A 26,205-nucleotide genomic window follows, 5' to 3' on the forward strand; every position below is an offset into this window, starting at 1 on the left:
GCTTTTATCCCAGTGACAGCATCACCAGGCGACCGTCGAGCCCCTGAATCAGGGCCGAGTCGCCTAAAGACACGGGTTGTCCGGTCTGCCCGCTCGTGCCGAGGCGGATACGCCCCACCAGACTGCCATTTTCATTGGACAACAGATGCGCATAGCCTGCGCTATCAGTTACCAATATATAGCGTCCGAGCATTGCAGGACCGGATACGTTACGATATTTGATGTCGTCTTGCTTCCAGACATTGCGACCGGTATTGCGATCGTAGCTCAGAATCGAGCCATTTTCGTCAGTGACATACACATGTTGCGCGTCCAGCGCGATCCCGCGGCTGGATGAAATTTCACGGCCCCATTGCAACTGGCCGTTATGCGCGTCAAAGCAGGCGACACGCCCCTGATACGCGACGGCGCAGATCTGGCCGTTATCGAATACCGGGCGGCTCACCACATCGGTTATACGCTCGAGTTCGGTCGCGCCCTTGGGCGTGGACACCGCGGCTTCCCAGGCGATATTGCCGGCATCCTGCCCGAGTACCGACACCTTGCCCGCGGCTTGACCGATCAGGGCGACATCGGAACCGACCAGGGCCATCGACCCGGTGTCGCGCACGGTCAGGGCCGGCAACACATGGGTCTGCGACCACAGCTGCTTGCCGTCCGCCAGGGCAAAACCGGTGACCCGGCCATCGCTGCTGCGGACGATGACAACCTTGGAGCCGGCTTGAGCCGGTTCCAGCGCGACACTGGTCAGGGCCTGATCCCAGCGCGTTTTGCCGCTCGCGCGATCGATCGCCAGCAGATGCCCGTCCCGGGTGACGGCGAACATGAGATCGTCATTGACCGTCACGCTGGCGGACAGCATGCGGCCAGTGTCGGATTTCGACACCACGCGACCGGTCAGGGAGTCGATGGTCAGAACGACGCCCGCGGCGCTGGTCGCGATCACATTGCCGCGGTCATAGACCGGAACAAAGCTGTCGCTGGGCGTCTGCCCTACCGAAACGGACCACTTCACCTTCATGGCCTGCAGTTCGTGCACAGGCTTGAGCGGAGTAGCCGCCTGACGCGTCGACGATTCAAACCAACTGGCACAACCGGCCAGCAGCGAGGTGGACAGAACTACGGTAAGCAACAGACGGCGGCGCATCAATCAGCCTCCCAAGGCATCGAGTTTGGTCTGGATATACTGGCGCTCGGGCGAATCGCCTGCAAGCTTGGCCAGCGCGGCCTTATAGGCATCGCGGGCCGCCGCGTCATCGTTCCGGGCAACGGCGACGTCGCCCTTGAGATCGAAGAACGGGGAGTCGAATTCGGCAGGATGCGCCGCATTCAATTCGGCCAGAGCCGCAGGAAAATCCTTGGCGTCCAACAATACACTGGCCAGGCGCAAGTGGGCGAGCGCCACCAGCGGCTCCTTGCCATTTTTTACCACCCAGCCAAGCTGCTGGCGGGCAAACGCATTATCGCCCTTGTCGAAAGCGACCTTGGCTGCCAGCAAGGCAGCGCGGCTGGCATGGCCGGTATCGGCATAGCCGGTCTCGATTTCGGCCACGCCGCGCTTGATCGCGGCCATATCGCCCGACTGTACGGCCGTCTCGACCTGCGCGTAGACAACCGCCGCACGGTCGGCCTGCGATTGCCGGTACAATCCGTACCCCTTGTAAGCCAGGTAACCCAACGCCAGCGCGCCGACAGCGGCGGCGATCCACTTACCCCACTGGTGCCAAAAGGCACGCAGCGAGTCAATCTGTTCCTGCTCCTGCAAATCGAACGCCATTGCGCTCCCCCTCGTCAAACTTTCAATGCGGCAATGGCATCTGCCACGCCCGCGACCGCGACGGTCTGTTGTTCTGCCTCGCTACGCAACGATTTGACAATCGCCGTCGCCGCGGACACTTCGTTTTCGCCGACGATGACCGCGAAGGCGGCACCGCAGGCATCGGCCTTTTTCATTTGCGACTTGAAGCTGCCGTCGCCGCAATGCTGCAACACCGACAGGCCCGCACGGCGCAGAGCCTGCGCGAGCGTCAGCGCATAGACCGGCGCGCCTTCGCCCTGCTGCACCAGATAAACATCGGGCGCGGGCGCCGCCGGCAGCAGCTGCTTGTCCTGCAACAGCAATAGCACGCGCTCTATGCCCATGCCGAAGCCGATGCCCGGGGCCGGCTTGCCCCCGAGCTGCTCGGTCAGTCCATCGTAACGCCCGCCTGCGCACACGGTACCTTGCGCGCCCAATTCGGTCGTCACCCACTCGAACACCGAATGGTTGTAATAATCAAGACCGCGCACCAGCCGCGGATTCTCGCGGAAAGGAATCCCCAGAGCGGCGATCATCGCCTTCCAGCCTTCGTATTGCGCTCGCGACTCGGAGCCCAGATAGTCGAGCAAGCGCGGCGCCGCATCGCACATTTCCTGCAGGGCCGGGTTCTTGGTGTCCAGCACGCGCAGAGGATTGCTGTACAGACGGCGCTTGCCATCTTCGTCCAGAATGGACTGGAAACCTTCCAGATAGGCGATCAGCGCCACTCGATGCGCGGCACGCTCCTCCCGGTTGCCCAGCGTGTTGATCTGCAATTCGACGCTGTCGGCAAGCCCGAGCCGACGCCAAAGATCGGCGGTCAATGCAATCAGCTCGGCATCGATATCGGGGCCGGCAAAGCCCAGCGCCTCGACGCCGAACTGGTGAAACTGGCGATAGCGCCCTTTCTGCGGGCGCTCGTGCCGGAACATCGCCCCCTGGTACCACAAGCGCTGGGTCGCGTTATAGAGCAAATTGTGCTCGACCGCCGCCCGCAAGGTGCCGGCAGTGCCTTCCGGGCGAAGCGTCAGGCTCTCGCCATTGAGGCTGTCGGTGAAGGAATACATTTCCTTCTCGACAATATCGGTGACTTCGCCGATGGAACGCACGAACAACGGCGTCTGCTCGACGATGGGGGTACGGATATTCTGGTAGCCATAATCGGCCAGCAAACCGCGCATCACCGATTCGAAATATTCCCACTGGTACGATTCGGCCGGCAGGACATCGTTCATGCCGCGAACCGCCTGTATTTTTTGTGCCATCGCTCTATCTATTCAGTCTTCATATTCGGCATCCGCCCCTCACAGGGGACGGATCGGAATCGTCTTCATCGCCTCGCGCCGCTTGACGCCGCCAGGCGCGTAACGCGTCTGCACATAGGTGGCGACCAGCTCTTTGAAAGCTTCGGCGATGCCATCCCCCTTCAGGGTCACATCCTTGCGCCCGTCGATATAGACCGGCGCGACCGGCACCTCGCCGGTCCCCGGCAGGGAAATTCCGATATCGGCCAGCTTCGACTCGCCCGGGCCGTTGACGACACAGCCCATGACCGCCACCTTGAGATCCTCGACCCCGGGATACTGCAAGCGCCAGATCGGCATCTGCTCGCGCAGATAGGTCTGGATGCTCTCCGCCAGCTCCTGGAAGACGGTGCTGGTGGTGCGCCCGCAGCCGGGGCAAGCCGTCACCAGCGGGGTGAACGACCGCAAGCCCATTGTCTGCAGGATTTCCTGCGCCACGATCACTTCGCGCGTACGCGACTCGCCCGGAGCCGGCGTCAACGAAATACGAATGGTGTCGCCGATCCCTTCCTGCAGCAGCACGCCGAGCGCGGCGCTGGAAGCGACGATACCCTTGGAGCCCATTCCGGCTTCGGTCAAACCCAGATGCAAAGGAAAATCGCAGCGCCGGCCAAGATCACGGTAGACGTTGATCAGATCCTGCACATGGCTGACCTTGCACGACAGGATGATCTTGTCCGGCGCCAGGCCAAGCTCGATAGCCTTGTCCGCGCTTTCCAGCGCGGACACGATCAGGGCCTCGCGCATCACGGCGTCCGGCGACTGGGGCGCCGCGGAACGGACATTGGCATCCATCATCCGTGTCGCCAGCGCCGGGTCGAGACTGCCCCAGTTGACACCGATGCGCACCGGCTTGTCGTACTCGACGGCCGTGCGGATCATGAAAGCGAACTTGTCGTCCCCGCTCGCACCGCGGCCGACGTTGCCGGGATTGATACGGTACTTGGCCAGCGCCGCCGCGCACGTCGGGTAGTCGCGCAGCAGGCGCTCGCCGTTGAAATGGAAGTCGCCGACCAGAGGGACATCGCAGCCCGCGTCATCCAGACGCTGCCGCACGTCGGCGACCGCGGCGGCAGCCTCGGGCGAATTGACGGTGATGCGCACCAGCTCCGAGCCGGCCTCCGCCAGCTCGATGCACTGCGCGGCAGTCGCCGCCGCATCCGCCGTGTCGGTATTGGTCATCGACTGCACCACGACCGGGGCGGAGGAGCCAACCATCACCTGGCCGACCCGGACCTGCCGGGTGGCGCGTCGCGTATTGGTCACGCTTTCCATGGTCAGTCCCTACTTGAGGTCAATATTGGCGACAGTACCCTTGATACGGTCGGCAAAATTTACCGGCTTGCCATTGAAAGTCAGGGTCACCTTCTCGGCATTACCCAGGCGAACCTTGAACGGGGGCGTACCGCTTGCATCGCGGGCATCGCCCGGCTGCAGGTTGCTGAACACCAGCTTCTTGCCGTTGGCATCGACGATGGAAACCCAGGCCTCCTCTTCGGTGCTGACGGTAACGCGCGCCTGACCGGCTGCGAGCGGAGCCGATGCCGACGTCGCGACGGGGAGGCTGGCGACCGGCTTGACCGCGGGTTTGGCCGCCGCGGCCGCAAGCGGCGCGACAGCGGGCGCCGAGGTCTCCAGCACCGGCGCCGAAGCCATCGCCGCCGAAGCCGACAAGCTCAACGGCATGGACGAAGCGACGGGCTCGGAGGCGGCGGGCTGCGCTTGCGTCATCGGCAGCCCGCCGCCGTTAGCACTATCCTGCCCTCCCTCTTCGCGATGGCCGAATACCCAAATGGCCGTCGCCCCCAGCACCACCCCCACCAGGCCGACAACCAGCCAGCGACTGGCCGGAATCCTCTTGTCAGCGGCAGGCTCATGCTGGGCGACAGGCTCGTCGCGCACAAGATTGGCGACGTCGTGCACGGCCGACGGAAAGTGCCCTTCCAGTGCGGCCATCAGCGGCGCCGGGTCCAGTTCGAGAAAACGTGCGTAGTTGCGAACGAAGCCACGGACAAAAGTGGCGCCGGGCAAGCTGTCGAAATCATCGCGTTCGATGGCCTCCAGCTGGCGCAGCGACAATTTGAGGCGGTCCGCCACTTCAGACAGGCCCAGACCGGCGGCTTCGCGCGCAGTGCGCAATTCCGCGCCTACGCTGACGGCTGCCGGCGCTTCCGGGATTTGTTGCTCTTCCGCCGACGGATTCGGTGCCGGCTGATTATTCTGTTCGGATTGTTGTCCCATCCTTCAGGTCCCGCTCAACATCAGTTAGTTTCCCTGAATGCCCGATCAGCACAGCGACTGTCCTACGCTGCACTCCCGGGCGCGATACCTGCTCCACCCGCTCATCGTTCGCGATGAAAACGGCCCGAAAACAGGCAACTGAAGCGGACGCACTACGGCGAAAACGCCGTCAGGAACGGCATGGTCGCGACGTCCGTTCAGCCCTCTACTCGAAAGACCGGTGCGGCAAAAACCCCAGCCCTCGCGGGCCATTGTCTCACGCCGTACCGTCCTTCGCGATCTGAATCCATTTTTCCTGCCGCCGGGTCTTGTCCTGCACCTGGCCTGCCAACTGCCCGCACGCGGCATCGATATCGTCGCCGCGCGTCTTGCGCACGGTCACCACCAGCCCCGCCTCCTGCAGTATTTCGCGGAAGATGCGAATGGCGTTATTGCTCGAACGCTCGTACCCAGACCCCGGAAAGGGATTGAAAGGGATCAGATTGAACTTGCATGGCACGTCACGCACCCGTTCAATCAATTGCCGAGCATGTTCGGGCCTGTCATTGACCCCGTCAAGCATCACATACTCGAACGTCACGAAATCGCGCGGGGCCTTCTCCAGATAGCGGCGACAGGCAGCCATCAATTCGTCCAGCGGGTATTTGCGGTTGATCGGCACGATCTGATCGCGAATCGCATCGTTCGGCGCATGCAGGCTGACGGCCAGAGCGACCGGGCACGCATCGCGCAGCCTGTCCATCTGTGGCACCAAGCCCGAGGTCGACAGAGTAACACGTCGTCGCGACAAACCATATGCATGGTCGTCAAGCATGATCTGCATCGCCGACACCACATTGTCGAAATTCGCCAGCGGTTCGCCCATGCCCATCATCACCACGTTGGAAACAACGCGCTCGTTCTTGGGCGTCACGCCCATCGCCTTGTTGGCCCACCACAGCTGACCGATGATTTCGGCCGTGCTCAAATTGCGGTTGAAACCCTGGCGCCCGGTGGAACAGAAGGTGCACTCCAGCGCGCACCCCACCTGCGACGACACACATAGCGTCCCGCGTTCGTCCTCGGGAATGAACACCGTCTCCACACCGTTGCCGGTGCCGACATCCAGCAGCCACTTGCGCGTGCCGTCGCCGGCTTCCTGGCCGGTCATCAGCTCGGGCACCCGCACCTCCGCGCACTGATGCAACTTGGCACGCAGGCTCTTGGCGATGTCAGTCATCGCATCGAAATCGCTTTCGCCCATCTGATGCATCCAGCGCATCACCTGGCGCGCGCGAAACGGCTTCTCGCCCATGGCAGCGAAGTGCGCAGTCAGTTGGTCAAGGTTGAAATCGAGCAGGTTGGTCTTCATGCAATCCTCATCAAACATCAAACGGCCGCCCGCGGGCGGCCGTTTTTCCTCAGCGCGCGCTAATTTCCGACGCGGCAAAGAAATAAGCTATTTCGACAGCGGCATTTTCTGCACTGTCCGAGCCGTGCACGGCATTCGCATCGATGGAATCGGCGAAGTCGGCACGGATGGTGCCCTTGTCCGCTTTTTTCGGGTCGGTTGCGCCCATCAGCTCGCGGTTCCGGGCAATGGCATTTTCACCCTGCAGGGCCTGAATCATCACCGGCCCCGAAATCATGAATTCGACCAGATCGCGGAAGAACGGACGGTCCTTGTGTACCGCGTAGAAGCCTTCGGCTTCGGCACGCGACAGTTGCTTCATTTTTGCTGCAACGATGGTCAGGCCCGCCGTTTCGAAACGATCGTAAATCTTGCCGATCACATTCTTGCGCACGGCATCCGGCTTGACGATGGACAGGGTACGTTCAATTGCCATTTAAATCTCCCAATCAAGAAGACAACTGGCTAAACTATCGTTTAATCTAGCGCAGTCGGGTTACCCAATTTTGAGGAACCCGGTATTTTACCAGCCTTTTCCACCCTTCGCCGCACAATATTTAAGCACAATGAGCGAACAACGCCCGGATCCACATAGCGAATACGAAAGCGACGAACGCGATTTCAGTTCGCGACTGAAAATAAGGCTGGCCATTGCCGGCGGGCTGGTCGCCGTCGCACTGGCCGCCATCCCCGTTCTCGACAGTCTCACCGGCAAGACGCCGGTGCCCCCCCAACCCTCGGCGCCGACAGCCGACAGCAACTCGGGCAAGATCGTCGCCTCGGGCGCAGAGCAGTCATCGGCTCCTGCGGAGAGCGCCGCCAGCGCCCCGGCCGCAAGCGCACCTGCCGAGGCATTGCCCGGAACACCGGTCGCACCGGATCTGTCCAAGACGCCGGGCATGCAGTCGGTGCGCCCGCTCACCCAATCGCCAGCGCAGCAGCAGGCCACGCCCCCGGCAACCCGCCACGACGCCGCGCCGCGGCCACCGCACAACAGCCTGGCCCATTCCGGCGTCACGCAAGCGCCGTTCACCTTGCCGCACGCGCAGCCGGCCGAAGTGCCGCGGCCCGCAACGCCCCCCGTCCACCCGTCCGGCACGGCAGCAGCGCCCGCTGCCGCGCCCCCCGCACCGGCCGCCGCCCGTGCCGACGAGACGCCCCCAGCCACCCGGGCCAGACCGCAAGGCAGTTCGGTCGGCTATACGGTGCAACTCGGTCTGTTCAGCAATATGGGAAATGCCCAGAAGATGTTGGATGAACTCAAGAGCCACGGCATTGCCGCACACAGCGAAACCCGGGTTCAGCTCGGCCCGTTCCGCTCCCGGGCAGAAGCCGAAGACGCGATGGCAAAACTCAAGAGCATGGGATACGCGCCCCTGCTCGCACCAAGCGGCGGCAACTGAGGCGGACGCGGCCCCGTCCCGGCGACGGCGCCCGCCGCGGTGGCGCCTCAGCGGCGTCGGCTGCGAATCAGATCGGCCAGAATGGCCAGACCGCGATCGGCCTGCTCGGCGTTGGCATGACTGAAGTTCAAGCGCAAACCCCTCGCTCCCGCCCCCGGCTGTGCGTAGAACGGCGCCCCCGGCATGAACGCGACCCCGCGCTCCAGCGCCAGCGGCAACAAATCGTCGCAGGCAAACTCGCTTTTCAGTTCCAGCCAGAAGAACAGACCGCCGCTCGGAACCGTCCACGTGGCCAGATCGGAAAAATACCGGCTCAACAGCACGGCAAAACGATCGCGCCGCACCCGGTAGAAATCGGCCAGATCGCGCAGCCGCGCCTCCCTCCCATCGGCGCTCAGCTGTTGCAGCACCAGCCACTGGCTCAAACGGCTACTGTGCAAATCGGCGGCCTGCTTGAGACGATAGAGGTAGGGAAAGACGTCGTCCGAGGCCGCGAGAAAACCGAGCCGCAACCCTGGTGCCAGGCTCTTGGAAAACGAGCCCTGATAGATCCACGACGCACGCTCAAGCCTCGCACACACAGGACGCCGCTCGCACTCATCGAACACCAGATCGCGATACGGATCGTCTTCGAACAAGGCGATTGCCCGTTCGTCGCACGCATGGGCAAGCGCGCGGCGCTCTTCGTCGCTATAGCAATGACCGGTCGGATTCTGAAACGTCGGGATCGCATAGGCGAAAGCAGGGGTCGCCTCTCCCGCCGTCTCGGTCGAACCATGCAGGCTGTCCAGCCCTTGCAGGTTCGCGCCGAAGAAACGGAAGACCTGCAAGGCCGCGAGATAAGTCGGGGTCTCTACAGCAACCGGCGTACCCGGATCGATGAATAACTTGGCGACCAGGTCTATCCCCTGCTGCGAACCCGACAACACGAGAATCCGGTCAGGCGGACAATCGAGACCGCGCCGTTCCAGCTCGAGCGCGATCTGCCCGCGCAAGGCCGCTTCCCCCTCGCTCGGCCCGTATTGCAGGCAATCGGCAGGCAATTCGCCCAGGCTCAGATCGGGAAACGTTTCCGTCGCGGGCAGGCCTCCGGCAAAAGACACCATGCCCGGCCGTCCGATGACGGCCAGTATCTCGCGGACCGGCGAGGAATGCAGCCGCTGCACCCGCCGTGAAAACCGGTCATGCATCATCCACTCCATATGAGTCAATAAATTTGACTCATAATGAAATCGCCATCCATAAAAGTCAATGCTATTGACCAAACACGCCGCCCTACGTTGACGCCGCCCTCATCCGGCCTTTCAATCGGGAGATCAGCCCCCCCCTTGCGCCCGGATCCGCCATGCACATGCCCGATCTGCTCCCCTTGCCCTTGAGCGTGGCACTATTGCTGCCGATGGCTCCCGCCATGGCAGCAATAGACGACTACCGCGTCGTCAGCTGGAATATGCAGGGAGCGTCCGCTCCGACCGAAAGCAAATGGCGCGTGCACATCCGCTTGCTGCTGGACGGGCAGGATGCGGCAAATATCGTCGCCCTGCAGGAGGCGGGCAGCCCGCCAGCCAGCGCCGGCCTCATACGCCGCATCGCGACGACGACGGGGCAGCATGTCGATGAATATTGCTGGAACCTCGGCACGCGCTCGCGGCCGCGCGAGGTGTTCATCTATTTCCTGGCGACCGACGTCGGCGCCCATCGCGTCAATCTTGCCATCGTTGCCGATCGCATCGCGGACGAAGTCATCGTGCTGCCGGCAGTCCGCCCCTATCCGGCGCGGCCCGTGCTCGGCATCCGCCTCGGGCACGACCATTTTTTTACGACCCACGCGCTGCGGCTACGCAGCGGCGACAACGATGCCGGAGCGCTCTCCAACGCCGTCGACAGCTACTTCCGGCCGCAAGCACGGCCACAGGAAGAATGGATGCTGCTGGCCGACTTCAACATGCCGCCTGACGATCTGCGCGGCCAGCTGCAGGATCTGTTTCCCCGCACGCTGCGCGACACCCGCATCGTGACCCAGCCGGCCGCGACCCAGGTCTGCGGCAATGTGCTCGATTACGCGCTGATCGGCCGCTTCGGCGGCTGGGACCGCCGTGTGCCGACGGCGAATCTGTTCATCGCGCAGTTGCGCGGCCAGCTGGCATCGGACCATCTGCCCGTCCTGTTCAGCCGGCCGCGCTGAACGCGCGAGGAGCCCCCATGTCTCAGTCATGCATCCGCTGCACTGTCGCAGCCTTCGCCCTGGTCTGCGCTTCGGCCGGGGCGACAGACGATGAGGGCACGCCGGTCTCGCTGCTGAACGTCGGCACCGGAGCGGCCGTGACGATATGGTACGACGAGCCCGGCCACTATCTGTGGGGCTACCCGCCCCATGACACGCGACGCAACCGGCATCGGCTTTGGACTGTCATCTACCGCAGCGACGGCAGTCTGTCGCTGCGCAATCCGACCACCCGCAGTTGCATGGAGAATCACTACCGCGAAGGGATCGTCAACCGTCCCTGTCGCGACATCCCGAAGCAACGCTTCCTGCCCCTTCTGAGCCACGACGGCGGCGTGATGCTGCAGAATGGGGACAACGGCGCCTGCCTGCATGCCTACGCCGGCTTCTATGCCCACGCATTCTCCATCAATTTCCGAACCTGCCCCGTCTCGGGCGCCGTCGCCGCCGGCCTGCTATGGATTCTCGGCCCGCCTTTGCAGGACAGCGTACTTCCCTAAAAATAGACCACAGAAAATACCAAATAGTGTCGTCATTTCTTTTATATTCAATAGAATATACATAGCCATCGCCTCGCATCTTGTAGTGGTATAATTTATGGTATAAATTACCTGTGTCCATACTTTACCGCCACGACAAAGAGGAACCTCATGGCCGCCGATTTCAACCCCTCCGCTTTCATCGAGTCGCTGCGCACGTCGAGCGCTGCGCTCGACGCCGCAGCCGCCTATGGCCAGCTGATAGCAGGCAAGATCGATCGCATTTATTTCGTCAGTTGCGGCGCCCCCAACCGCATCATGCTCGGCTTGCAGTACTGGCTCGAACGGCTGAGCCCCTCGCTGGAAGTGCGACGCTACTTTCCCGCCGAATTCATGGATATCGATCCACCGCGGCTGGACGAACGGACTCTGGTGGTCTTCGCCTCGAAATCGGGAACCACGCGCGAAACCGTCGATGCCGCCCGCTTTGTCGCCGCTCGCCCCTGCCGCACAGTCTGCGTGACACAGACGGCGGATGTTCCGCTCGCACAGCATCCACAGCAGGCGTTCTACATGGGCAAGATCGACGACGCCTATTTCGGCTGCTACATGATCCTGCAGGCCATCATCGGCGGCGTCCTCGCCGCGCGCGACCATTGGCCGCACCTGGACGCGCTGCTCTCCTCGCTGCGCGCCCTTCCCGCGGCGCTCGCCGACACCGCGCTGCGCTACCAGCTCCGCGGCGCACAGGAAGCAGAGCAATATCAGAACGACAAAATCCTCTACCTGCTCGCCGCCGGCCCCATGTTCACTTCGGCCTACGTGGTCGGCGTCTGCATTCTTGCCGAGAGCCAGTGGATGCACTGTCTGGCCATCGAAGCCGCCGAGTTCTTCCACGGCCCCTTCGAAGCGGTGGACGAAACCACTCCGCTGGTATTGTTTCTGGGTGAAGACCCGAGCCGGCCGCAAATGGAGAGGGTGTTGCGTTTCTGCCAAACCCGCGCGCGCCGCTTGATGGTTTACGATTCGAGGGATATGCCGATGCCCGGAATCAGCGAAGAGGTCCGTCCGATGCTCGCCCCCTACATCGCCGGCTTTGCCTTCGAGCGTACAGCGGCACACCTTGCCGAGCGGCACAATCAAGCGCTCACCACCCGGCGCTATATGTGGAAAACGGAGTACTGAGCCATGCCCCGCCTTGTCTGTGTCGGTGACAACACCAGCGATGTCTATCTGGATCGCGACCTGATCTTTCCCGGCGGCAACGCCGTCAATGTCGCTGTCCAGGCAGCGCGCCAGGGTGCCAGCGTCGCTTATCTCGGCCGGGTGGGCGCCGATGCGCGTGGCGCGCATATCCTTGATTCCTTGCGCAAAGAAGGAGTCGATATTGCACGCTGCCAAATCGGGGAAGGCCCCACGGCATGGGCCTGCGTGACTCACCGCAACGGCGAACGGCACTTTCTGGGCAGTCACAGCGCGGAAAGCGGCAAACTGGCCCCGAGTGCCGACGACCTGCTCTGGCTCAGCGGTTTCGACCTGATCCATACCAGCTTGTACAGCCGGCTCGGCGACGTGCTCGCGGCGATTCCGCCCTCTTCGGCCCGCCTGTCTTTCGACTTTTCGGACGACTTCACCCTGGACGACATCGCGGGTGTCGCCAGCTGTATAGACATCGCCTTTCTGTCTCAGGCGGGCCGCGACGACGAGGACTGCGCCCGTCTGGCGCGCGACATCCATGCACTGGGAATAGGCAAGGTCATCATCACGCGTGGCGAACACGGCGCATTGGCGTATGATGGCGCCCTTCTGGTACGCCAACCCATCGTCGAGACCCGTATCGTCGATACCCTTGGCGCTGGCGATGCCTTCATCGCGGGATGCCTGCTGGCACTGTCCGGCACAGACGATCTGCCGGCGGCGCTGCAGGCCGGCAGCCGGCTCGGCGCGGCAGCTTGTATAGAAGAAGGCGGTTACGGCCATGCCGGACGCCTGGAGCCCGACTTCAGGCAATTGATTGAGCAGGCTCTGTGTTTGACTCAACCCAATCACCCCATGCCCTAAGGAGCACACCTTTATGAAAAAATACGCATTGCTCGCGCTGATGGCGACCGCTGCCGCGCACGCCTACAGCCAGGAAACCCTCCGTTTCGGCGTCGAAGCCCAGTTTCCGCCGTTCGAATCCAAGACCCAGGCCGGCAAGCTGGTCGGGTTCGACATCGAGCTCGGCGACGCCATCTGTGCGCAAATGAAGGTCAAGTGCCAATGGGTGGAGAACAGCTTCGACGGCATGATTCCGGCACTGAAGGCGAAAAAATTCGACGCCATTCTGTCCTCGATGTCGATCACCGAAGAGCGCATGAAGCAGATCGACTTCTCCGACAAGCTCTACAACACCCCGATCGGCCTGATCGTCGGCAAGAAATCCGGCATCAAGCCGCAGCTGCAGGCCTTGAAGGGCAAGCGCATCGGCGTGCTGCAAGGTTCGATCTTCGAGACCTACGCCAAACAGAAATGGGCGCCGAACGGCGTGAATGTGGTGCCCTACCAAAGCACCGACCTGGTCTATGCCGACCTGGTTTCCGGCCGTCTGGATGCTTCGCTTGACGACGCGGTCGCCGCGGATGCAGGCCTGCTGAAAAAACCGGAAGGCAAGGGCTTCATGCTCGCCTCGCCGACAATCCACGACGACAAGATCTTCGGACCGGGTACCGGCATCGGTCTGCGCAAGGAAGACAGCGCACTGCGCCAGAAAATCAACAGCGCCATCGCTGCCATCCTGAAGAACGGCACGTACAAGACGATAGAAAAGAAGTACTTCGCATTCGACGTTTATAACGCCAAGTAAGCCCGATGCGGGCCTGCCCGCATCGCACACGGGCGCCGTGCACAGACCCGCCGGCGCCCGTGTACCGTTACAATACCCCGATCGCAACACCTCCTCCGCGGGGACGACCACTGACCATGACATTGCACCTGATCCGGAAACGGGCGAACGAGCGCGCCGAAGACGCATTGCTGGCCATGCTGGAAAGCCCCGAATTCGCACCCGGCGACCGCATCCCGGCCGAGCGCGACCTCGCCCAGCAACTCGACATCAGCCGCATGACACTGCGCAAAGCCATCGCCCGCCTGGTCGAGCAGGGCGCGCTGCGGCGCGACGGCAATCGCGGGACCTTCGTCGCCCGCCCGGAAGTCAGCCGCCCGCTGTCCGAACACAAGGCGCGAGGGGTTTCCAGCATCGTCGAACTCAACGGCGGCCAGGCCGGCAGCCGTCTGCTCTATTTCGAACAGACCACGGCCAGTCCCCGGCTCGCGCGAGCGCTGGACATCGCCGACGGCGACGCACTGCTCGCCATTCGCCGCCTGCGGACCGTGGACGGCAAACCTTTTTGCGTCGAGACCAGCTACCTGCCTGCGGCCAGGGTCCCGGGGCTGGTCGCAGCCGACCTGATCGAATCCGGCTCGCTGTACCGCCTGCTGGAATCACGCTACCGCCTGACGCCGGGCTGCGACGAGGGCACGCTGCAAAGCGTGGAACTCTCCAGCGAAGATGCGGCACTGCTGGAGCTGCCGCCGGGTGCCAGCGCCCTCGCCTATCGAGGCGTCGTCTTCGATAGTACGGGCATCCCCCTGGAGTACGTGGTGTCGGTCAACCACCCGCAGCGCGTGGTATTCACCCTCTCCAACCGCAAGCTCTCGATTCAGGCCTGAGGCCGTAACTCAAACCTTGCCGACCGTGCCTGCCGCCAGCGCGTCGCGGCGGCCGCGGGGTTTGGAAAACACCAGCACATTGCCGACCATGACCAACCCCAGTCCGCACAAGGCTGGCAGGGTCCAGTGATAGCCCTCCAGCCAGGCGGAAATATTCAACGACACGACAGGAAACAGCACGGTCGAATAGGCCGCGCGCTCGGCGCCGAGCCTGCCGACCAGCATCAGATAGGCGGTAAAGCCGATCACCGACCCCGGCAGCGCCAGGTAAAGCAGCGCCCCGAGATAATGCGTGCTCCAGTCCATCGTCACCGGCACACCGCTCATGCCCGAACCGGCAAGCAGAACCAGCGTCCCCACCAGCATGGCCCAGGCATTGGTCTGCACCGGCAGCCATCCGCGCGCCTGCAAGGCGCCGGAGAGCAGATTGCCGGCGGAAAAACACAAGGTACCGCCGAGCGCCAGCAGCAGACCGGCCACGGTGTGGCTGCCGGTATGCCCCCACTCGGGCGAGAACAGCGCCGCGATGCCGCACAAGCCCAACAGCGCCCCGGCCAGCACCCTCCCGGACACGGCGCGACCGAGAAATACCCTGCCATTGAACGCGTTCCACAGGGGGGCCGTCGAGAACACCACCGCCACCAGGCCGCTCGGAATCCAACGGCTGGCATGATAGAAACACAGAAAATTCAGGCAGAACAGGCAGAGCCCCTGCGCCACGACCAGCAGCGCGGCCCGGCCGCGTGGACGCACCAGCCGCCGGGTGCAAGCCAGGATCGCAAACAGAAACAGCGAGGCGAGGCCGAAGCGGTAAGCGATAGACAGCGGGATCGCCACGCTGCCCAGTTGCAGCTTGATGGCGATCCAGGTCGTGCCCCAGATCACAACCACCAATAGATAGAGAAAAATCGTCATAGCCCCTCCGAATATGAACCATGAGTATCCACAGTTGCGGCGGAGAGGACTTGCAGATTCTTGCGCAGTTTTGCTACGACAGCATCGCACGGAAGAACAGCTGCGATATCATCGCACCATGAGCCCCGTTTCCTTCGACTACCCGGTATTTCAGCGCCTGTCGCATTCTCGCGCGAATCTGGAGCATGCCCTGTGCGTGGGCGACGGCATGGCCATTGCGGTCTGGAACAATCGCCACGATGCCGTCCACTACGCGCCGCCAGGCCATCACACTCTATCGCTCTATCTCGAGGGCGGGTACGGGACTTTCCGGCGCGACCGGGCAGGCGAGCGCGGAGCACCGGGTCGGCTGTGCCTGCTATCGGATGAAGAGGACAGCGAATGGGTCATCAACGGCCCCCTGCGCTTCCTCCATCTTTATATCCCGCCCGCCGTCCTCAGTGCGCATGCCCTCGCGCTCGCCGATCTAGAGCCGCGCGAGCTCGAACTGGCGCGCACCGCCTTTTTCGACGATGCCGAACTGGCCGGACTCTTGCGCCCGCTACTCGCACTGCCCGGCAGCGACCCCGACGCCCACGTCGCCGGCAACGCACTTGCCCATGAAACGGTCGCCCGGCTGATCGGCAGCCACGCACGACGGCGACATGCGCCAAGACTCAGCGGCGGCCTTGCGCCCGCCGTGCGGCGCCGGCTGACCGACTGGCTCGACGCCCATCTGGACCAGCCGCTCACGCTGGGCAGCATGGCCCGCGAAGCCCATCTGTCGGAATTCCACTTTGCCCGCATGTTCCGCCGCTCCTTCGGCGTTCCGCCGCAGGTGTGGCTGCATACGCGACGCATTGCGCGCGCGCGGCAGCTGCTGGAGGCCGGCGCGCTACCGCTGACCAGCGTCGCACTGGCCTGCGGCTTTGCGTCGGCCAGTCATTTCAGCAACCGCTTCCGCCAGGCCACCGGTGTCAGCCCGTCGCGCTATCGCACGCTGAAAACGGGCAAGACAGCCTGACGGCATCAGCCCCGGCCGCTCATCGCACGAATGACTTTGGCCACGCCATCGAATACCACGGCTATCAGCACCACCGTGCCAACGAAATGCCACAGGTCGGCGAATACGAATCTGATAAATTCCATTTACAAAAATCCAGTTCAAGGGTTTGACGAGCTGTTGTAGTCTACATGACCCGGGCCGCGCTGCCGTATCGCGAATACACCGTACAGAAAAGACAGAATGAACCGCTACCCCGACTCCGATATCGATGCCATCTACCGTGTCATCCGCGAGCGCCGCGACATGCGCCATTTCAGGCCCGACCCGGTGGCGCCCGACCAGCTGCAACGACTGCTGCAGGCCGCACACTGGGCGCCTAGCGTCGGATTCATGCAGCCCTGGCGCTTCATCCGTATCACGGCCCCCGAACGACGCCAGGCACTGCACGCCATGGTTGAAAGCGAAAGGAGGCGCACCGCAGCCGCGCTGGGAGAACGCGAGGATGAATTCATGCGCCTGAAAGTCGAGGGCATTCTCGACTGCGGCGAGGTACTGGTCGCGGCCTTGATGGACGGACGCGAGCGCCACGTCTTCGGCCGGCGCACATTGCCGGAGATGGATCTGGCCTCGGTCGCCTGCGCCCTGCAGAACATGTGGCTGGCGGCACGGGCCGAAGGACTGGGCATGGGCTGGGTGTCACTGTTCGATCCCGTGGCGCTGGGCACGCTGCTGCATCTGCCGCCGGGCGCCAAGGCAATCGCCATCATCTGTCTTGGCCATGTCGACCATTTTTACGAACAGCCGCTGCTGGAACAGGAAGGTTGGGCCGGTCGCCAAGCGCTGGCGACACTGGTCAGCGAGAATAGCTGGGGCGAAGCGGATGCACGGCGGATAGCCGTCGCGCCAACGCTTGCCAATACCTCGCCATGAGCATCATGGTCCGCCGTAGCCGGGAAACCGACTGGCCACTCATCCGGCGCCTTTTTCTCGAGGTGCGTCGGGCCACATTTTTCTGGCTGCCGACCGAGCATTTCCAACCGGCGATCTGGATGAACAGACGCAGGGCGAAGACATCTGGATCGCAACCGAAGAAAGTGGCACCATCGCGGGCATGCTGGCCCTGTGGCAGGCCGATAATTTCATCCACCACTTATACGTCGCGGCCCCTTACCGTCAGCGTGGCGTCGGCCGGCTGCTGCTCGCGGCCTTACCAGGCTGGCACGAGCAGAGGTTTTACCTGAAATGCCTGAGCCGCAATGAAACCGCCCTCGGATTCTATCGCGCGGTCGGCTTCGAAGAGACGGAGACGGGCCACTGCGAAGAAGGTGAGTATGTCGTGCTCGCACATGAGCCGCAGCCCCAATCGGCAAAAGACTGGACCTGATCGACGGCCAGGCCGAGTGCAAGCAGCCGTGTCCAGTCGCAGCGGATGAAATAAAAAATACATATAAATACTATCGGTAATGTAATAAAATATCGGGAAACTCTAATATTGTAGTTCACACGATAGCTCTAGAGGGCCTGACGATGAATGCAGCAAAGAAAATCCGGTTGTTGATCGAGCGCGGTGAAGATGGCGAGCAGGTACAGGTGCTGAGAGACTTGGTGTCATCGCTCGAACTGGGCAAGTCTTTTAATTTGAAAGACCTATACGATATTGATATGCGTTACTTCGATGTCGCCATGGAGTTGCTGAAGGACTGGCGCTTCGACCAGCACATCGCGTCCAGAAGCAAACTTCTCGAACGCCTGCTGTCCGACACGATGCCGGAAGCCACCAAACCGGACTGAGACTCTGCCGCCGCGCCACAAAGCACCCGGTCAGCCGGGTGTTTTCGTATCCGCCCGCCCCTGCCTGGCCGGTAACGAAACGTGCTCAACGCCCGAAACCGTCTGCTCTCCCGCCGTCCCGGCCTGTCCGCACAAGACCGCCCGCCCCAGTCATCCTGTACTGCGCATCACATCCCTTGCATCGCCTGCGCTTCATCCATGATCCATTCTGCAAATGCTCGGACGGGAGCTGCGCTCAACTCGATGGGTGCGGGCAGAACGAGACAGAATGTCTTGGCAATTGTCTTGCCCTCCGGCCATGGCGCGACAAGCCGGCCTTGCGCGAGCTCGGCTTCCACGTAGAGGCGCGGGACCAGGGCGACGCCGAGGCCGGCCAGCGCGCCCTCGATCAGCATCGAATGAAGGTCGTAGCGCGCACCGATTGCCGGATTGCTCAAGGCGATCCCGCTCTCCCGCGAATAGCGTTGCCACGCGTCCGGGTTCTGCCGCCGGTGCAGGCGAGGCAGCGTGTCCAGCGATGCCGCCTCACCGCTTTCCTCCAGAAGCATCGGATGGCAAACGGGGACCAGTACCTCATGCAACAGGGAGCAGGTTCGCATTCCCGTCCAGGCAGGGTGTTCAAAATGAATCGCAGCATCGAAGCCGCTTCCGGCGAGCACGAAGGGCTCCATCCTCTCTGCAAGATGCACCGTGATATTTGGGTGCCTCTGCTGAAACCGCGGCAGACGCGGAATCAGCCAGCGCATCGCGAAAGTCGGGATCGTCGCAATGTCGAGACTGGCACTGCCGCTCGGCTGCCCCATCAGGTACTGGCTATCGCGCTCCAGCCGGTCGAGCAAGCCGCGGACTTGCGCCGCGTAGCGCTCGCCGTTTGGCAGAAGCCGGACGCGGTTGCCGATCCGCTCGAACAGCGTGACGCCGAGAAAGGCCTCCAGGCGGGCGATCTGGCGGCTGATGGCGCCTTCGGTCAGAGACAGCTCATCGGCGGCGCGGGCAAAGCTGCCATGGCGGGCAGCCGTCTCGAACGCCATCAGGGCGGAACTGCTGGGTATCTTTCGTCGCATCGGAGCCTTCCGGCGGAGCGGCTCGGCTCGCGAGTTCGTCCACCATGACATTTAATCACTAAAGTATGCCTAAAAATCGATTTAAAGGGTAAAAAACGAGGAATATCATGATTTAACATCAACAACGAGGAGGCCTGGCACGGGATATCTCCGCCCAGGAAAGACCCTATGATCTATACGGTGGAATGCAGCTTCGCCGATCCGGCCAGCGAAGCGGAATGGAACGATTTCTATAGCAAGGACAAGCTGCCGGCCCTTATCTCGGTGCCGGGTTTTCATACATCCCAACGCTTCAGGGCCTTGAGTCACGGCTGCCCTGTCTATCTGGCCATTCATTCGATCGACAACCCCGGCATTCTGACGAGTGAGGAATACCGCCAAAAGGGCGGCGGCAATTTTGCGCGCTGGCAACAACACATCGCGGACTGGCACCGCAATCTCTATGACGGCCTCGCCCGGGCACCGGCCATCGGCGCGGATGACTGCCTGGCATTGAGCGCAGTCGGGGCCGCCCCGCTGAGGAAGATGGGCCTTGACCCCGCTTCAATGTATGCCATCGCGCTGGAGAAAGTCCCGGAGCATCGATGGCTCGCCCGGATCAACCGCGCGGCGCAGACCGTGCTCGGGCACGTGCCGGAAGGCGTCCATCTCTATGCACCGATGACGGAGCAACTGACGAGCAGCGCCGATACCGCTGCCGGGAATTGACAGGGCGCACCGATGCCGAACATCACGATCTACATCTCGGCGGAAGCGATGCCGCCGGATCACGCGCTAGCGGAGTTGACGGAGCAATGCAGCCGGCTTTGCGTAGAGACCCTCAAAGCCGCTTTGCAAAACGTGCACATCATCTATGTCGCCGTTCGCCAGGGCCGAGGGCTTCCCGTTTTTACCGAAGTCCGGTACCGCCTCGAACCGTTTCGTACCCCGCCGGTCATGGAGGCATTCATGGACAAGCTTGACGAAGCCATACGGCACGCAACGGGACTGACCGCCCGCATCCGTTGCTTTGGCCATACCGGATCAACCTTGCACGCACGCAACTGAATGGGTGTACTGGAGCAAAGCGATGACAGATTTGATATTTCCCGGACAGCAGGTCGGCGAGTTCTCGGTTACGGCCATCAGCGATGGCTATCTCAGCGCCAGCCTGGAACTTCTTTCCAATATCGACCCCGCCGATGCCTGTAGACGACAAAAGGCGGCGGGCCAGCGCGACCCTACAGCCATCCATATCAACTGCTACCTGGTTCGTGGGCGCGGCCGCACGATACTGATCGATGCCGGCGCAGGCGGATACAAGCAATGGGGCGGCGACCTGAGAACGAATCTGGCGCTGGCGGGTGTACATCCCGTCGAAATCGACACGATCTTGTTGACCCATGCCCATCCCGATCACGCAGGGGGACTGATGGATGAGCACGGAGCCGCTGTCTTCCCGAATGCAGAGCTTGTCGTCCATCGCCGGGAGATCGGTTTTTGGGAAGATGAGGACAATCTTTGCCGCGCGAGCGAACGCGCCCGCGGCAATTTTCAGATAGCACGCCAGGCCTTCGACACCTACCGGGCCCGGCTGCGCTCCTTCGATTCCGGCGAGGTGATACCCGGCATCCATGCCGTACCGCTGCCGGGACATACGGCCGGGCATTCCGGTTTTCGCCTGGACTCCGGCAAGCACGGGCTGCTCGTATGGGGAGATATCGTCCACTTTCCCCGGATCCAGATCGCGCGTCCCGACGTATCCATCGCATTCGATCAAGACATGTTGCTGTCGGCCACGACGAGGTCGCGGCTGCTGGATATCGTCAGTGCGGAGCAACTGATCATTGCCGGCATGCACCTCGGCAAGGCGGGCTTTGCACGCATCGGACGAACGGCAGAGTCCTACGAGATTTTCGACGAGCCATAAGCGGAAACAGGGGGCCGGCAGCCGCGCCACGAAGAACGGGACGGATAAGCGATTCGTATCTGGCCCGTGGCAAGCGATGCCAGCTTGATCGAATCAGCCTGGTCAGGCAGCGCCCCGGCATCGACCCTGCAGCGGATAGGGCCGTACGATAGCGATGAACAGACAACCGCAGCAAGCAGGCGGGAAGCGCGCGCCTCGCTTGGCGCACAGCAACGAGATGGCGTAATTCTTGCTTGGCTGGTTTTACGTATTGGCTTAAACCAGGGGAACATCGTGTCATCTCTACGCTCGAAAATGCTAACCGTGGTTCTTCTGATCCTGCTACTTCCTTCACTCCTGATCGGCGGTGTGGCCTATTGGAAGATGCATGATGCCCTGATCGGCTCCATACGCGATCAGGTCAGTCAAACGGCCAACAGCAAAGTCAGCTTCATCACAGAATGGGTCTCCTCGCGCCAGGCCATCGTGTCGTCGGTCCTGCCGCGCGCGACCCAGCCCGAGCTGAAACCCGTCCTCGATCAGGCGCAAGAAGCCGGCAACCTCGACGATATGTATGTTGGCGAGCCGAATAAGCGCATGACCCAGTTCAGCCACTCTACGCCGGTGCCTCCCGGCTACGATCCGACGGGGCGGCCCTGGTATGTTGCAGCCAGCAAAAGTGAAGAAGCGATCAGTACCGCCCCTTACATTGATGCCTCGACGAAAAAACCCATTATCACGTTCGCTCGCGCACGGCGCGACAACGGCCAACTCGTTGCGGTGGCGGGTGGGGATGTTTCCTTGCAACGCGTAGCGGACGAAGTTGTCTCTGCCAAGCTGCCCGGTAACGGTTATGCCTTTCTGATCACGGACGACGGTTCCATCATTGCCCATCCGGCCAAAGAGTCGGGCATGAAAAAAATCTCCGAAGTGATCCCTGGCTACGATACTGACAAAATCAGCAAAGATGGCGTCTTGCAGACGGTAACGCTCAACGGGGATGCAACCCTGACGGCCTTGTACCCGGTCGGCAAGACGGGCTGGATTCTCGGCGTCGTGGTTCCGGTCGCCGCGGCAACCGCATCGGTCAGCAACCTGATGTGGGTTATGGTGGGAATGCTCCTCGCGGTTCTGATCGTATCGGGCCTGCTGGCTTACGCGGGAATCACGGGGATGCTAGGCAGTCTGACCCGGCTGCGCGACGCCATGCGCAACGTTGCGAGCGGCGAGGGCGACCTAAGCTTCCAGTTGACGATACAAACCCGCGATGAAGTCGGACAAATTGCCGAGGCCTTCAACGCCTTCGTACATAAGCTGCACGGCATGTTCCTGACGGTACGCTCCGACGCAGAAGCCATGGCGCGAGATACCGTGACGCTGCATAAGGCCGCCGACGCGATCGCATCCGATTCACGCACACAATCGAGCGAGTTGTCCGCCACCGCCGCGACGATCGAGCAGATCACGGTCAGTATCAACCATATTGCCGACGCGACAGGCGAGGCGGAGGCCATGATCGCTTCCACGCGCGAAGACTCCATCTCCTCGCATCAGGCCATGGCCAATGTCGCAGACGAGGTCGAGTCCATCGTACACACCGTTGAGGCCCTGCAAACATCGATGTCGGACCTGTCCTCCCACTCCGAGCAGATTCGCGGCATCGTCGCAGTGATCCGCGAGATCGCGGACCAGACCAACTTGTTGGCGCTGAATGCGGCCATTGAGGCGGCTCGGGCAGGCGAGCAGGGTCGCGGTTTCGCCGTCGTTGCCGACGAAGTCAGAAAACTGGCCGAACGGACGGCGTCGGCAACGGTGGAAATCGCCCAGATGATCGATAGCGTGATGGCTCAGACCGATGTCGCCATCGGTCATACCGCCGTTACCAACGAACGGGTAGCCTCCGGTGTGGCCCTGTCGCGCGAGGCCGCCGAGAAAGTCAGAGGCATCAAGGGCAGCACTGAAAGCATCGCTGTGCGCATGTCCGAGATCAGCGCGTCAACCAAGGAACAGAGTGCGGCAACCACGGCCATGGCGCAAAGTGCGGAACGCATCAATAGCAAATCGCTGGAAAGCGATCAGAATGTGCAACAGATCCTGCAGACCATCCAGGAGCTGACGCTGCGCAGCAGCGATCTGCGGACCCTGGTCGGACAATTCAAACTCTAGCCCCGGCACTCGGACCCGCGTGCAGCGCATTGCTGACGCGATCCCCGGAGCCGCCGGCCCCAGCGCTTGCCATTGCCCGGCGGCTGGCTTCGACACATCGACTCAGACGGCATCCCTTTCGGGGTGCCGTTTTTTTGTTCTCTCCGTCCGTTGCGCGCACTGTCGTGTCCTGACGGCAGCCGATACTGATCGTCGCATGGGCAATAGCCTGGCAAATAAATGTCAAAGGCATTAAACAAAATACTTTTGTCATGTACAATTCCCCCTCGCACCTCTTCTATTTTCCATTGCTTGTAGGTATCTGTATCTGCCTGTACAAGACATCCCCGGCCTCAAGCCGGGGATTTTTCATCCGTTCCAGCCTGTCGCGCCCGGACGAGGACCGTGCCCGCCCTTACGGATGGCAGGGCAAGGGGTTTTACGCATGCTGCGGGCTCAGAAGAGGGGTCGATTGCGCGCGCAGGGGTAAACGGCGGCATGGACGGAATCGACCCGGGGCAGCCGGTCATGCAGTTTGAGGGCTCATGGCGGCGACCAGATGCGAATATCGACCATAGACTGACGCGAGCTCGGCTCCCGCCGCCACCGATGCGGCAGCCTGCCGAACCTCGCCCCCCTCTTGACCGAGAACCTTGCCATGGCATGATAGATATGTCATTGCGCTTGATTATTGCTCTTCAAGAAGTTCATAAAGGGATCTGCCGTGCCATCTGCCAATCTGGTCACCTTGCTGCCAAGCGCGATGCCGGGCATTGACGCCACCATGGCAGAGACTTCGCGTCATTTTGCGCGGCATTTCCATGACCAGTTCGGCATCGGACTGCTCCTGCGCGGAGGCCAGCGCTCTCTCAGTGGCCGTGGCATCGTTGAAGCCCTGCCCGGCGATGTGATTACCGTCAACCCCGGCGAGGTGCACGATGGTGCCCCACTGGATGACACAGGTCGGACATGGCGCATGCTGTATCTCGATCCGTCCATCCTGGTCGAGGCCGCCGACGAGTTGCAATGCCCTGTGCCCTCGGAGATCGAATTCACCCACCCGGTCATTTGCAGCCCGGCGCTGGGCAACAGCTTCAAACATCTTTTCGCCCTGGCGGCAGCACAGCGACCTTCGGCACCCAACCTGCCTCTGGAAATGGCGCTTTGCCTGCTGCTGGAACAGATCATCGGACATCACTCGACCCATAGGGTCAGACCACAGACTAGCGGGCCGATCAAGCGGGCCAAGGCGCGTATCGATGACGATCCGGCCTTGAACATCACGCTGTCCGCCCTTGCCGCCGAGGCGGGTCTATCCCGCTTTCAGCTACTGCGCAGCTTCGCGCGCGAAGTGGCCCTGCCCCCCCATGCCTATCTGATACAGCGCCGAACCATGCTGGCACGTTCGCTGATCTCGTCAGGCCTTGGTCTTGCGGACGCCGCCATCCAGGCTGGCTTTGCCGACCAGAGCCATATGAACCGGGCATTCAAGCGATTCTTCGGCTACACGCCCGCGCGATTTGCCGCCGCACGGTGAGCGTTCGGCCACCGACCTATGCCGTATTTGGGCAGGCAACGATGGCTGGAGTCACTTGGCGCCCGTCATTGGTAGAGCTACGGCTGGCAGCAAATTCATTACGCCATGCACGCCGGAACAGAACGGCATGGCGGAACGGGCGATCCGGACGTTGAAAGAGCCATGCGCGCATCATCGTTTCGAAAGCCTGATGCACGCCAGCCGTATCGCTGCAGATTGGATCGGGTTTTATAACCACCGGCGTCCCCATCAGGCTTTGGGCATGAAAATGCCGGCCAAGATGTACGAATTAGCAGGGCTTTGTTGCATAAATAGGGTTCAACGCACAAAGCCCCTTTCCCCAGACGGATTTATGGCATGCGCACCGTTGTCGGTGTCCCCAAGCACGTGAAACGGTTCAGGATCGCGGCCCGAACTTGGAGCTCAGCGACCTGCCGGTCAAAGTCCCTTGCCATGACCCGTTCGCCCAACAGCTTGACGCAACGCATTTTGGTTTCCACCAGGCTGCGTCGATGGTAGCCACTCCATTTTTTCCAGATCGTCCGGCCCAGACGGCGCGTTGCACGCAGAATCTCGTTCCGGACATGCGCTCCCACTCGGTTTTCCTTCCACGGCATGGCGTTCCGCCGGGTGGGAATCACCGCTTCGGCTTGCCGCTTGGCGATCGCCTCATGACAGTCCTTGGTATCGTAGGCACCGTCGCCGCTCACCGTGGCAATCCGTTCCTCCGGCGGAATCTGACTCAGCAACTCAGGCAGCATCGGGGCATCCCCCACCGAGTTGTCTGTCACTTCAATCGCCCGGATTTCCAGCGTTTGCGCATCAATGCCCAAGTGCACCTTGCGCCATTGGCGGCGGTACTCCGCACCATGCTTTTTCGTTTTCCATTCGCCTTCGCCCAGCATCTTGATGCCGGTGCTATCGATCAACAGATGCAAACCCGCCGTGGTCGGACGGCAGGGAATCATCACCTGCAGGTGCTTCTGGCGCCGGCATACCGTGCTGTAGTCCGGCGTCGACCAATCCAGCCCCGCCAGGCTGAGCAAGCTTTGCACCATGCCTACGGCTTGGCGCAGCGCCAGGTTGAACAGGCATTTGATCGTCAGGCAGAACTGAATGGCGGCATCGCTGAAGGTTTGCGTACGGCCGCGCTTGCCGAGCGGACTGCCCTGCCAGTTCATGTCACGGTCCAGCCAGATCATCAATGAACCGCGCGCTTTGAGCGCTGCGTTGTAGGCTTTCCAGTTCGTGGTTTTGTACTTTGGCGGGGTGGGCTTGCTCATGCCGTCATTCTACCCCGCCGGATCGGGCCGTGATTTGTGCAACAAAG

28 protein-coding genes are annotated in these 26,205 nt (G+C 62.1%); 17 read left to right on the forward strand and 11 right to left on the reverse strand.

What is annotated here, in order from left to right:
* Positions 1 to 4: 4 nt before the first annotated feature.
* The 7 genes from bamB to ndk all read right to left on the reverse strand — a co-directional run bounded on the left by bamB (position 5) and on the right by ndk (position 7,169).
* Positions 5 to 1,147, reverse strand: a complete 1,143-nt coding sequence (bamB, locus tag G520_RS25115; protein ID WP_028536878.1) for an outer membrane protein assembly factor BamB — start codon at positions 1,145 to 1,147, stop codon at positions 5 to 7.
* Positions 1,148 to 1,150: 3 nt separating this feature from the next.
* Positions 1,151 to 1,777, reverse strand: a complete 627-nt coding sequence (locus G520_RS0118030; protein ID WP_028536879.1) for a YfgM family protein — start codon at positions 1,775 to 1,777, stop codon at positions 1,151 to 1,153.
* A 14-nt stretch (positions 1,778 to 1,791) separates the two neighbouring features.
* Positions 1,792 to 3,063, reverse strand: a complete 1,272-nt coding sequence (gene hisS, locus G520_RS0118035; protein ID WP_028536880.1) for a histidine--tRNA ligase — start codon at positions 3,061 to 3,063, stop codon at positions 1,792 to 1,794.
* 39 nt (positions 3,064 to 3,102) lie between these two features.
* A complete protein-coding gene (gene ispG, locus G520_RS0118040; RefSeq protein ID WP_028536881.1) occupies positions 3,103 to 4,377 on the reverse strand; it encodes a flavodoxin-dependent (E)-4-hydroxy-3-methylbut-2-enyl-diphosphate synthase in 1,275 nt (424 codons plus the stop codon).
* A gap of 9 nt (positions 4,378 to 4,386) precedes the next feature.
* Positions 4,387 to 5,343 carry a helix-turn-helix domain-containing protein gene (locus G520_RS0118045; RefSeq protein WP_051229506.1) on the reverse strand — a complete coding sequence of 319 codons (957 nt, stop codon included), beginning with the start codon at positions 5,341 to 5,343 and terminating at the stop codon, positions 4,387 to 4,389.
* Between the two features lie 256 nt (positions 5,344 to 5,599).
* Positions 5,600 to 6,694: a dual-specificity RNA methyltransferase RlmN gene (rlmN, locus tag G520_RS0118050; protein WP_028536883.1), complete on the reverse strand. Its 1,095-nt coding sequence runs from the start codon at positions 6,692 to 6,694 to the stop codon at positions 5,600 to 5,602.
* Positions 6,695 to 6,743: 49 nt separating this feature from the next.
* Positions 6,744 to 7,169: a nucleoside-diphosphate kinase gene (ndk, locus tag G520_RS0118055; protein WP_028536884.1), complete on the reverse strand. Its 426-nt coding sequence runs from the start codon at positions 7,167 to 7,169 to the stop codon at positions 6,744 to 6,746.
* Between the two features lie 130 nt (positions 7,170 to 7,299).
* Between ndk and G520_RS24640 the strand changes: the two genes are divergently transcribed.
* On the forward strand, positions 7,300 to 8,136 hold the full coding sequence (locus tag G520_RS24640; RefSeq protein ID WP_084637698.1) for an SPOR domain-containing protein: 837 nt from the start codon (positions 7,300 to 7,302) through the stop codon (positions 8,134 to 8,136).
* A gap of 47 nt (positions 8,137 to 8,183) precedes the next feature.
* Here G520_RS24640 and G520_RS0118065 read toward each other — a convergent pair whose 3' ends face one another.
* Positions 8,184 to 9,329 carry an aminotransferase-like domain-containing protein gene (locus G520_RS0118065; protein ID WP_246542669.1) on the reverse strand — a complete coding sequence of 382 codons (1,146 nt, stop codon included), beginning with the start codon at positions 9,327 to 9,329 and terminating at the stop codon, positions 8,184 to 8,186.
* A gap of 152 nt (positions 9,330 to 9,481) precedes the next feature.
* Between G520_RS0118065 and G520_RS0118070 the strand changes: the two genes are divergently transcribed.
* From G520_RS0118070 to G520_RS0118095, 6 genes are all read left to right on the forward strand, one after another.
* Positions 9,482 to 10,321, forward strand: coding sequence for a cytolethal distending toxin subunit B family protein (locus G520_RS0118070; protein ID WP_051229507.1), 840 nt, complete (start codon positions 9,482 to 9,484; stop codon positions 10,319 to 10,321).
* Positions 10,322 to 10,338: 17 nt separating this feature from the next.
* Positions 10,339 to 10,860 (forward strand): RICIN domain-containing protein, encoded by a 522-nt coding sequence (locus G520_RS0118075; RefSeq protein WP_028536887.1) that lies wholly within the window; start codon positions 10,339 to 10,341, stop codon positions 10,858 to 10,860.
* A gap of 150 nt (positions 10,861 to 11,010) precedes the next feature.
* Entirely contained in the window at positions 11,011 to 12,024 is a 1,014-nt protein-coding gene (locus tag G520_RS0118080) for an SIS domain-containing protein (protein WP_028536888.1), read from the forward strand.
* Positions 12,025 to 12,027: 3 nt separating this feature from the next.
* On the forward strand, positions 12,028 to 12,900 hold the full coding sequence (locus G520_RS0118085; RefSeq protein WP_028536889.1) for a PfkB family carbohydrate kinase: 873 nt from the start codon (positions 12,028 to 12,030) through the stop codon (positions 12,898 to 12,900).
* Between the two features lie 13 nt (positions 12,901 to 12,913).
* Entirely contained in the window at positions 12,914 to 13,684 is a 771-nt protein-coding gene (locus G520_RS0118090; RefSeq protein ID WP_028536890.1) for an ABC transporter substrate-binding protein, read from the forward strand.
* A 116-nt stretch (positions 13,685 to 13,800) separates the two neighbouring features.
* Positions 13,801 to 14,550: a GntR family transcriptional regulator gene (locus tag G520_RS0118095; protein ID WP_028536891.1), complete on the forward strand. Its 750-nt coding sequence runs from the start codon at positions 13,801 to 13,803 to the stop codon at positions 14,548 to 14,550.
* A gap of 9 nt (positions 14,551 to 14,559) precedes the next feature.
* Here the strand turns inward: G520_RS0118095 and G520_RS0118100 are convergent, their stop codons facing one another.
* A complete protein-coding gene (locus G520_RS0118100; protein ID WP_028536892.1) occupies positions 14,560 to 15,465 on the reverse strand; it encodes a DMT family transporter in 906 nt (301 codons plus the stop codon).
* 118 nt (positions 15,466 to 15,583) lie between these two features.
* Between G520_RS0118100 and G520_RS0118105 the strand changes: the two genes are divergently transcribed.
* From G520_RS0118105 to G520_RS0118125, 4 genes are all read left to right on the forward strand, one after another.
* On the forward strand, positions 15,584 to 16,468 hold the full coding sequence (locus tag G520_RS0118105; RefSeq protein ID WP_028536893.1) for a helix-turn-helix domain-containing protein: 885 nt from the start codon (positions 15,584 to 15,586) through the stop codon (positions 16,466 to 16,468).
* Positions 16,469 to 16,690: 222 nt separating this feature from the next.
* Complete coding sequence (gene bluB / locus G520_RS0118115) at positions 16,691 to 17,380, forward strand: 5,6-dimethylbenzimidazole synthase (protein WP_028536894.1); 690 nt, start codon at positions 16,691 to 16,693, stop codon at positions 17,378 to 17,380.
* Between the two features lie 115 nt (positions 17,381 to 17,495).
* Positions 17,496 to 17,834 carry a GNAT family N-acetyltransferase gene (locus tag G520_RS25585; protein WP_281424772.1) on the forward strand — a complete coding sequence of 113 codons (339 nt, stop codon included), beginning with the start codon at positions 17,496 to 17,498 and terminating at the stop codon, positions 17,832 to 17,834.
* Positions 17,835 to 17,977: 143 nt separating this feature from the next.
* Positions 17,978 to 18,241 (forward strand): hypothetical protein, encoded by a 264-nt coding sequence (locus G520_RS0118125; RefSeq protein WP_028536895.1) that lies wholly within the window; start codon positions 17,978 to 17,980, stop codon positions 18,239 to 18,241.
* A gap of 167 nt (positions 18,242 to 18,408) precedes the next feature.
* Here G520_RS0118125 and G520_RS0118130 read toward each other — a convergent pair whose 3' ends face one another.
* A complete protein-coding gene (locus G520_RS0118130; RefSeq protein WP_028536896.1) occupies positions 18,409 to 19,305 on the reverse strand; it encodes a LysR substrate-binding domain-containing protein in 897 nt (298 codons plus the stop codon).
* Positions 19,306 to 19,485: 180 nt separating this feature from the next.
* Here G520_RS0118130 and G520_RS0118135 point away from each other — a divergent pair, with 180 nt between their 5' ends.
* The 6 genes from G520_RS0118135 to G520_RS25860 all read left to right on the forward strand — a co-directional run bounded on the left by G520_RS0118135 (position 19,486) and on the right by G520_RS25860 (position 25,266).
* Positions 19,486 to 20,013, forward strand: a complete 528-nt coding sequence (locus tag G520_RS0118135; RefSeq protein WP_211222871.1) for a hypothetical protein — start codon at positions 19,486 to 19,488, stop codon at positions 20,011 to 20,013.
* 12 nt (positions 20,014 to 20,025) lie between these two features.
* The gene (locus G520_RS0118140; protein ID WP_028536898.1) at positions 20,026 to 20,352 is read left to right on the forward strand and encodes a hypothetical protein; all 327 of its coding nucleotides are present in this window, start codon (positions 20,026 to 20,028) and stop codon (positions 20,350 to 20,352) included.
* Positions 20,353 to 20,374: 22 nt separating this feature from the next.
* A complete protein-coding gene (locus tag G520_RS0118145; RefSeq protein ID WP_028536899.1) occupies positions 20,375 to 21,214 on the forward strand; it encodes an MBL fold metallo-hydrolase in 840 nt (279 codons plus the stop codon).
* An 84-nt stretch (positions 21,215 to 21,298) separates the two neighbouring features.
* Positions 21,299 to 23,359: a methyl-accepting chemotaxis protein gene (locus G520_RS0118150; protein ID WP_246542671.1), complete on the forward strand. Its 2,061-nt coding sequence runs from the start codon at positions 21,299 to 21,301 to the stop codon at positions 23,357 to 23,359.
* A gap of 703 nt (positions 23,360 to 24,062) precedes the next feature.
* Entirely contained in the window at positions 24,063 to 24,875 is an 813-nt protein-coding gene (locus G520_RS0118155) for a helix-turn-helix transcriptional regulator (protein ID WP_211222872.1), read from the forward strand.
* A gap of 55 nt (positions 24,876 to 24,930) precedes the next feature.
* Positions 24,931 to 25,266 (forward strand): integrase core domain-containing protein, encoded by a 336-nt coding sequence (locus G520_RS25860; protein WP_211222873.1) that lies wholly within the window; start codon positions 24,931 to 24,933, stop codon positions 25,264 to 25,266.
* Here the strand turns inward: G520_RS25860 and G520_RS0118160 are convergent.
* On the reverse strand, positions 25,226 to 26,158 hold the full coding sequence (locus G520_RS0118160) for an IS5 family transposase (protein WP_028536902.1): 933 nt from the start codon (positions 26,156 to 26,158) through the stop codon (positions 25,226 to 25,228). The genes G520_RS25860 and G520_RS0118160 overlap by 41 nt on opposite strands.
* Positions 26,159 to 26,205: the final 47 nt, after the last annotated feature.

Source organism: Paludibacterium yongneupense DSM 18731, assembly GCF_000422925.1.
In the GTDB taxonomy this organism is placed as follows: domain Bacteria; phylum Pseudomonadota; class Gammaproteobacteria; order Burkholderiales; family Chromobacteriaceae; genus Paludibacterium; species Paludibacterium yongneupense.

Coding starts and splice junctions, on each gene's coding strand:
- bamB (WP_028536878.1), bottom strand. CDS start 1,147: ATGCGCCGCCGTCTGTTGCTTACCGTAGTTCTGTCCACCTCGCTGCTG.
- G520_RS0118030 (WP_028536879.1), bottom strand. CDS start 1,777: ATGGCGTTCGATTTGCAGGAGCAGGAACAGATTGACTCGCTGCGTGCC.
- hisS (WP_028536880.1), bottom strand. CDS start 3,063: ATGGCACAAAAAATACAGGCGGTTCGCGGCATGAACGATGTCCTGCCG.
- ispG (WP_028536881.1), bottom strand. CDS start 4,377: ATGGAAAGCGTGACCAATACGCGACGCGCCACCCGGCAGGTCCGGGTC.
- G520_RS0118045 (WP_051229506.1), bottom strand. CDS start 5,343: ATGGGACAACAATCCGAACAGAATAATCAGCCGGCACCGAATCCGTCG.
- rlmN (WP_028536883.1), bottom strand. CDS start 6,694: ATGAAGACCAACCTGCTCGATTTCAACCTTGACCAACTGACTGCGCAC.
- ndk (WP_028536884.1), bottom strand. CDS start 7,169: ATGGCAATTGAACGTACCCTGTCCATCGTCAAGCCGGATGCCGTGCGC.
- G520_RS24640 (WP_084637698.1), top strand. CDS start 7,300: ATGAGCGAACAACGCCCGGATCCACATAGCGAATACGAAAGCGACGAA.
- G520_RS0118065 (WP_246542669.1), bottom strand. CDS start 9,329: ATGATGCATGACCGGTTTTCACGGCGGGTGCAGCGGCTGCATTCCTCG.
- G520_RS0118070 (WP_051229507.1), top strand. CDS start 9,482: ATGCACATGCCCGATCTGCTCCCCTTGCCCTTGAGCGTGGCACTATTG.
- G520_RS0118075 (WP_028536887.1), top strand. CDS start 10,339: ATGTCTCAGTCATGCATCCGCTGCACTGTCGCAGCCTTCGCCCTGGTC.
- G520_RS0118080 (WP_028536888.1), top strand. CDS start 11,011: ATGGCCGCCGATTTCAACCCCTCCGCTTTCATCGAGTCGCTGCGCACG.
- G520_RS0118085 (WP_028536889.1), top strand. CDS start 12,028: ATGCCCCGCCTTGTCTGTGTCGGTGACAACACCAGCGATGTCTATCTG.
- G520_RS0118090 (WP_028536890.1), top strand. CDS start 12,914: ATGAAAAAATACGCATTGCTCGCGCTGATGGCGACCGCTGCCGCGCAC.
- G520_RS0118095 (WP_028536891.1), top strand. CDS start 13,801: ATGACATTGCACCTGATCCGGAAACGGGCGAACGAGCGCGCCGAAGAC.
- G520_RS0118100 (WP_028536892.1), bottom strand. CDS start 15,465: ATGACGATTTTTCTCTATCTATTGGTGGTTGTGATCTGGGGCACGACC.
- G520_RS0118105 (WP_028536893.1), top strand. CDS start 15,584: ATGAGCCCCGTTTCCTTCGACTACCCGGTATTTCAGCGCCTGTCGCAT.
- bluB (WP_028536894.1), top strand. CDS start 16,691: ATGAACCGCTACCCCGACTCCGATATCGATGCCATCTACCGTGTCATC.
- G520_RS0118125 (WP_028536895.1), top strand. CDS start 17,978: ATGAATGCAGCAAAGAAAATCCGGTTGTTGATCGAGCGCGGTGAAGAT.
- G520_RS0118130 (WP_028536896.1), bottom strand. CDS start 19,305: ATGCGACGAAAGATACCCAGCAGTTCCGCCCTGATGGCGTTCGAGACG.
- G520_RS0118140 (WP_028536898.1), top strand. CDS start 20,026: ATGCCGAACATCACGATCTACATCTCGGCGGAAGCGATGCCGCCGGAT.
- G520_RS0118145 (WP_028536899.1), top strand. CDS start 20,375: ATGACAGATTTGATATTTCCCGGACAGCAGGTCGGCGAGTTCTCGGTT.
- G520_RS0118160 (WP_028536902.1), bottom strand. CDS start 26,158: ATGAGCAAGCCCACCCCGCCAAAGTACAAAACCACGAACTGGAAAGCC.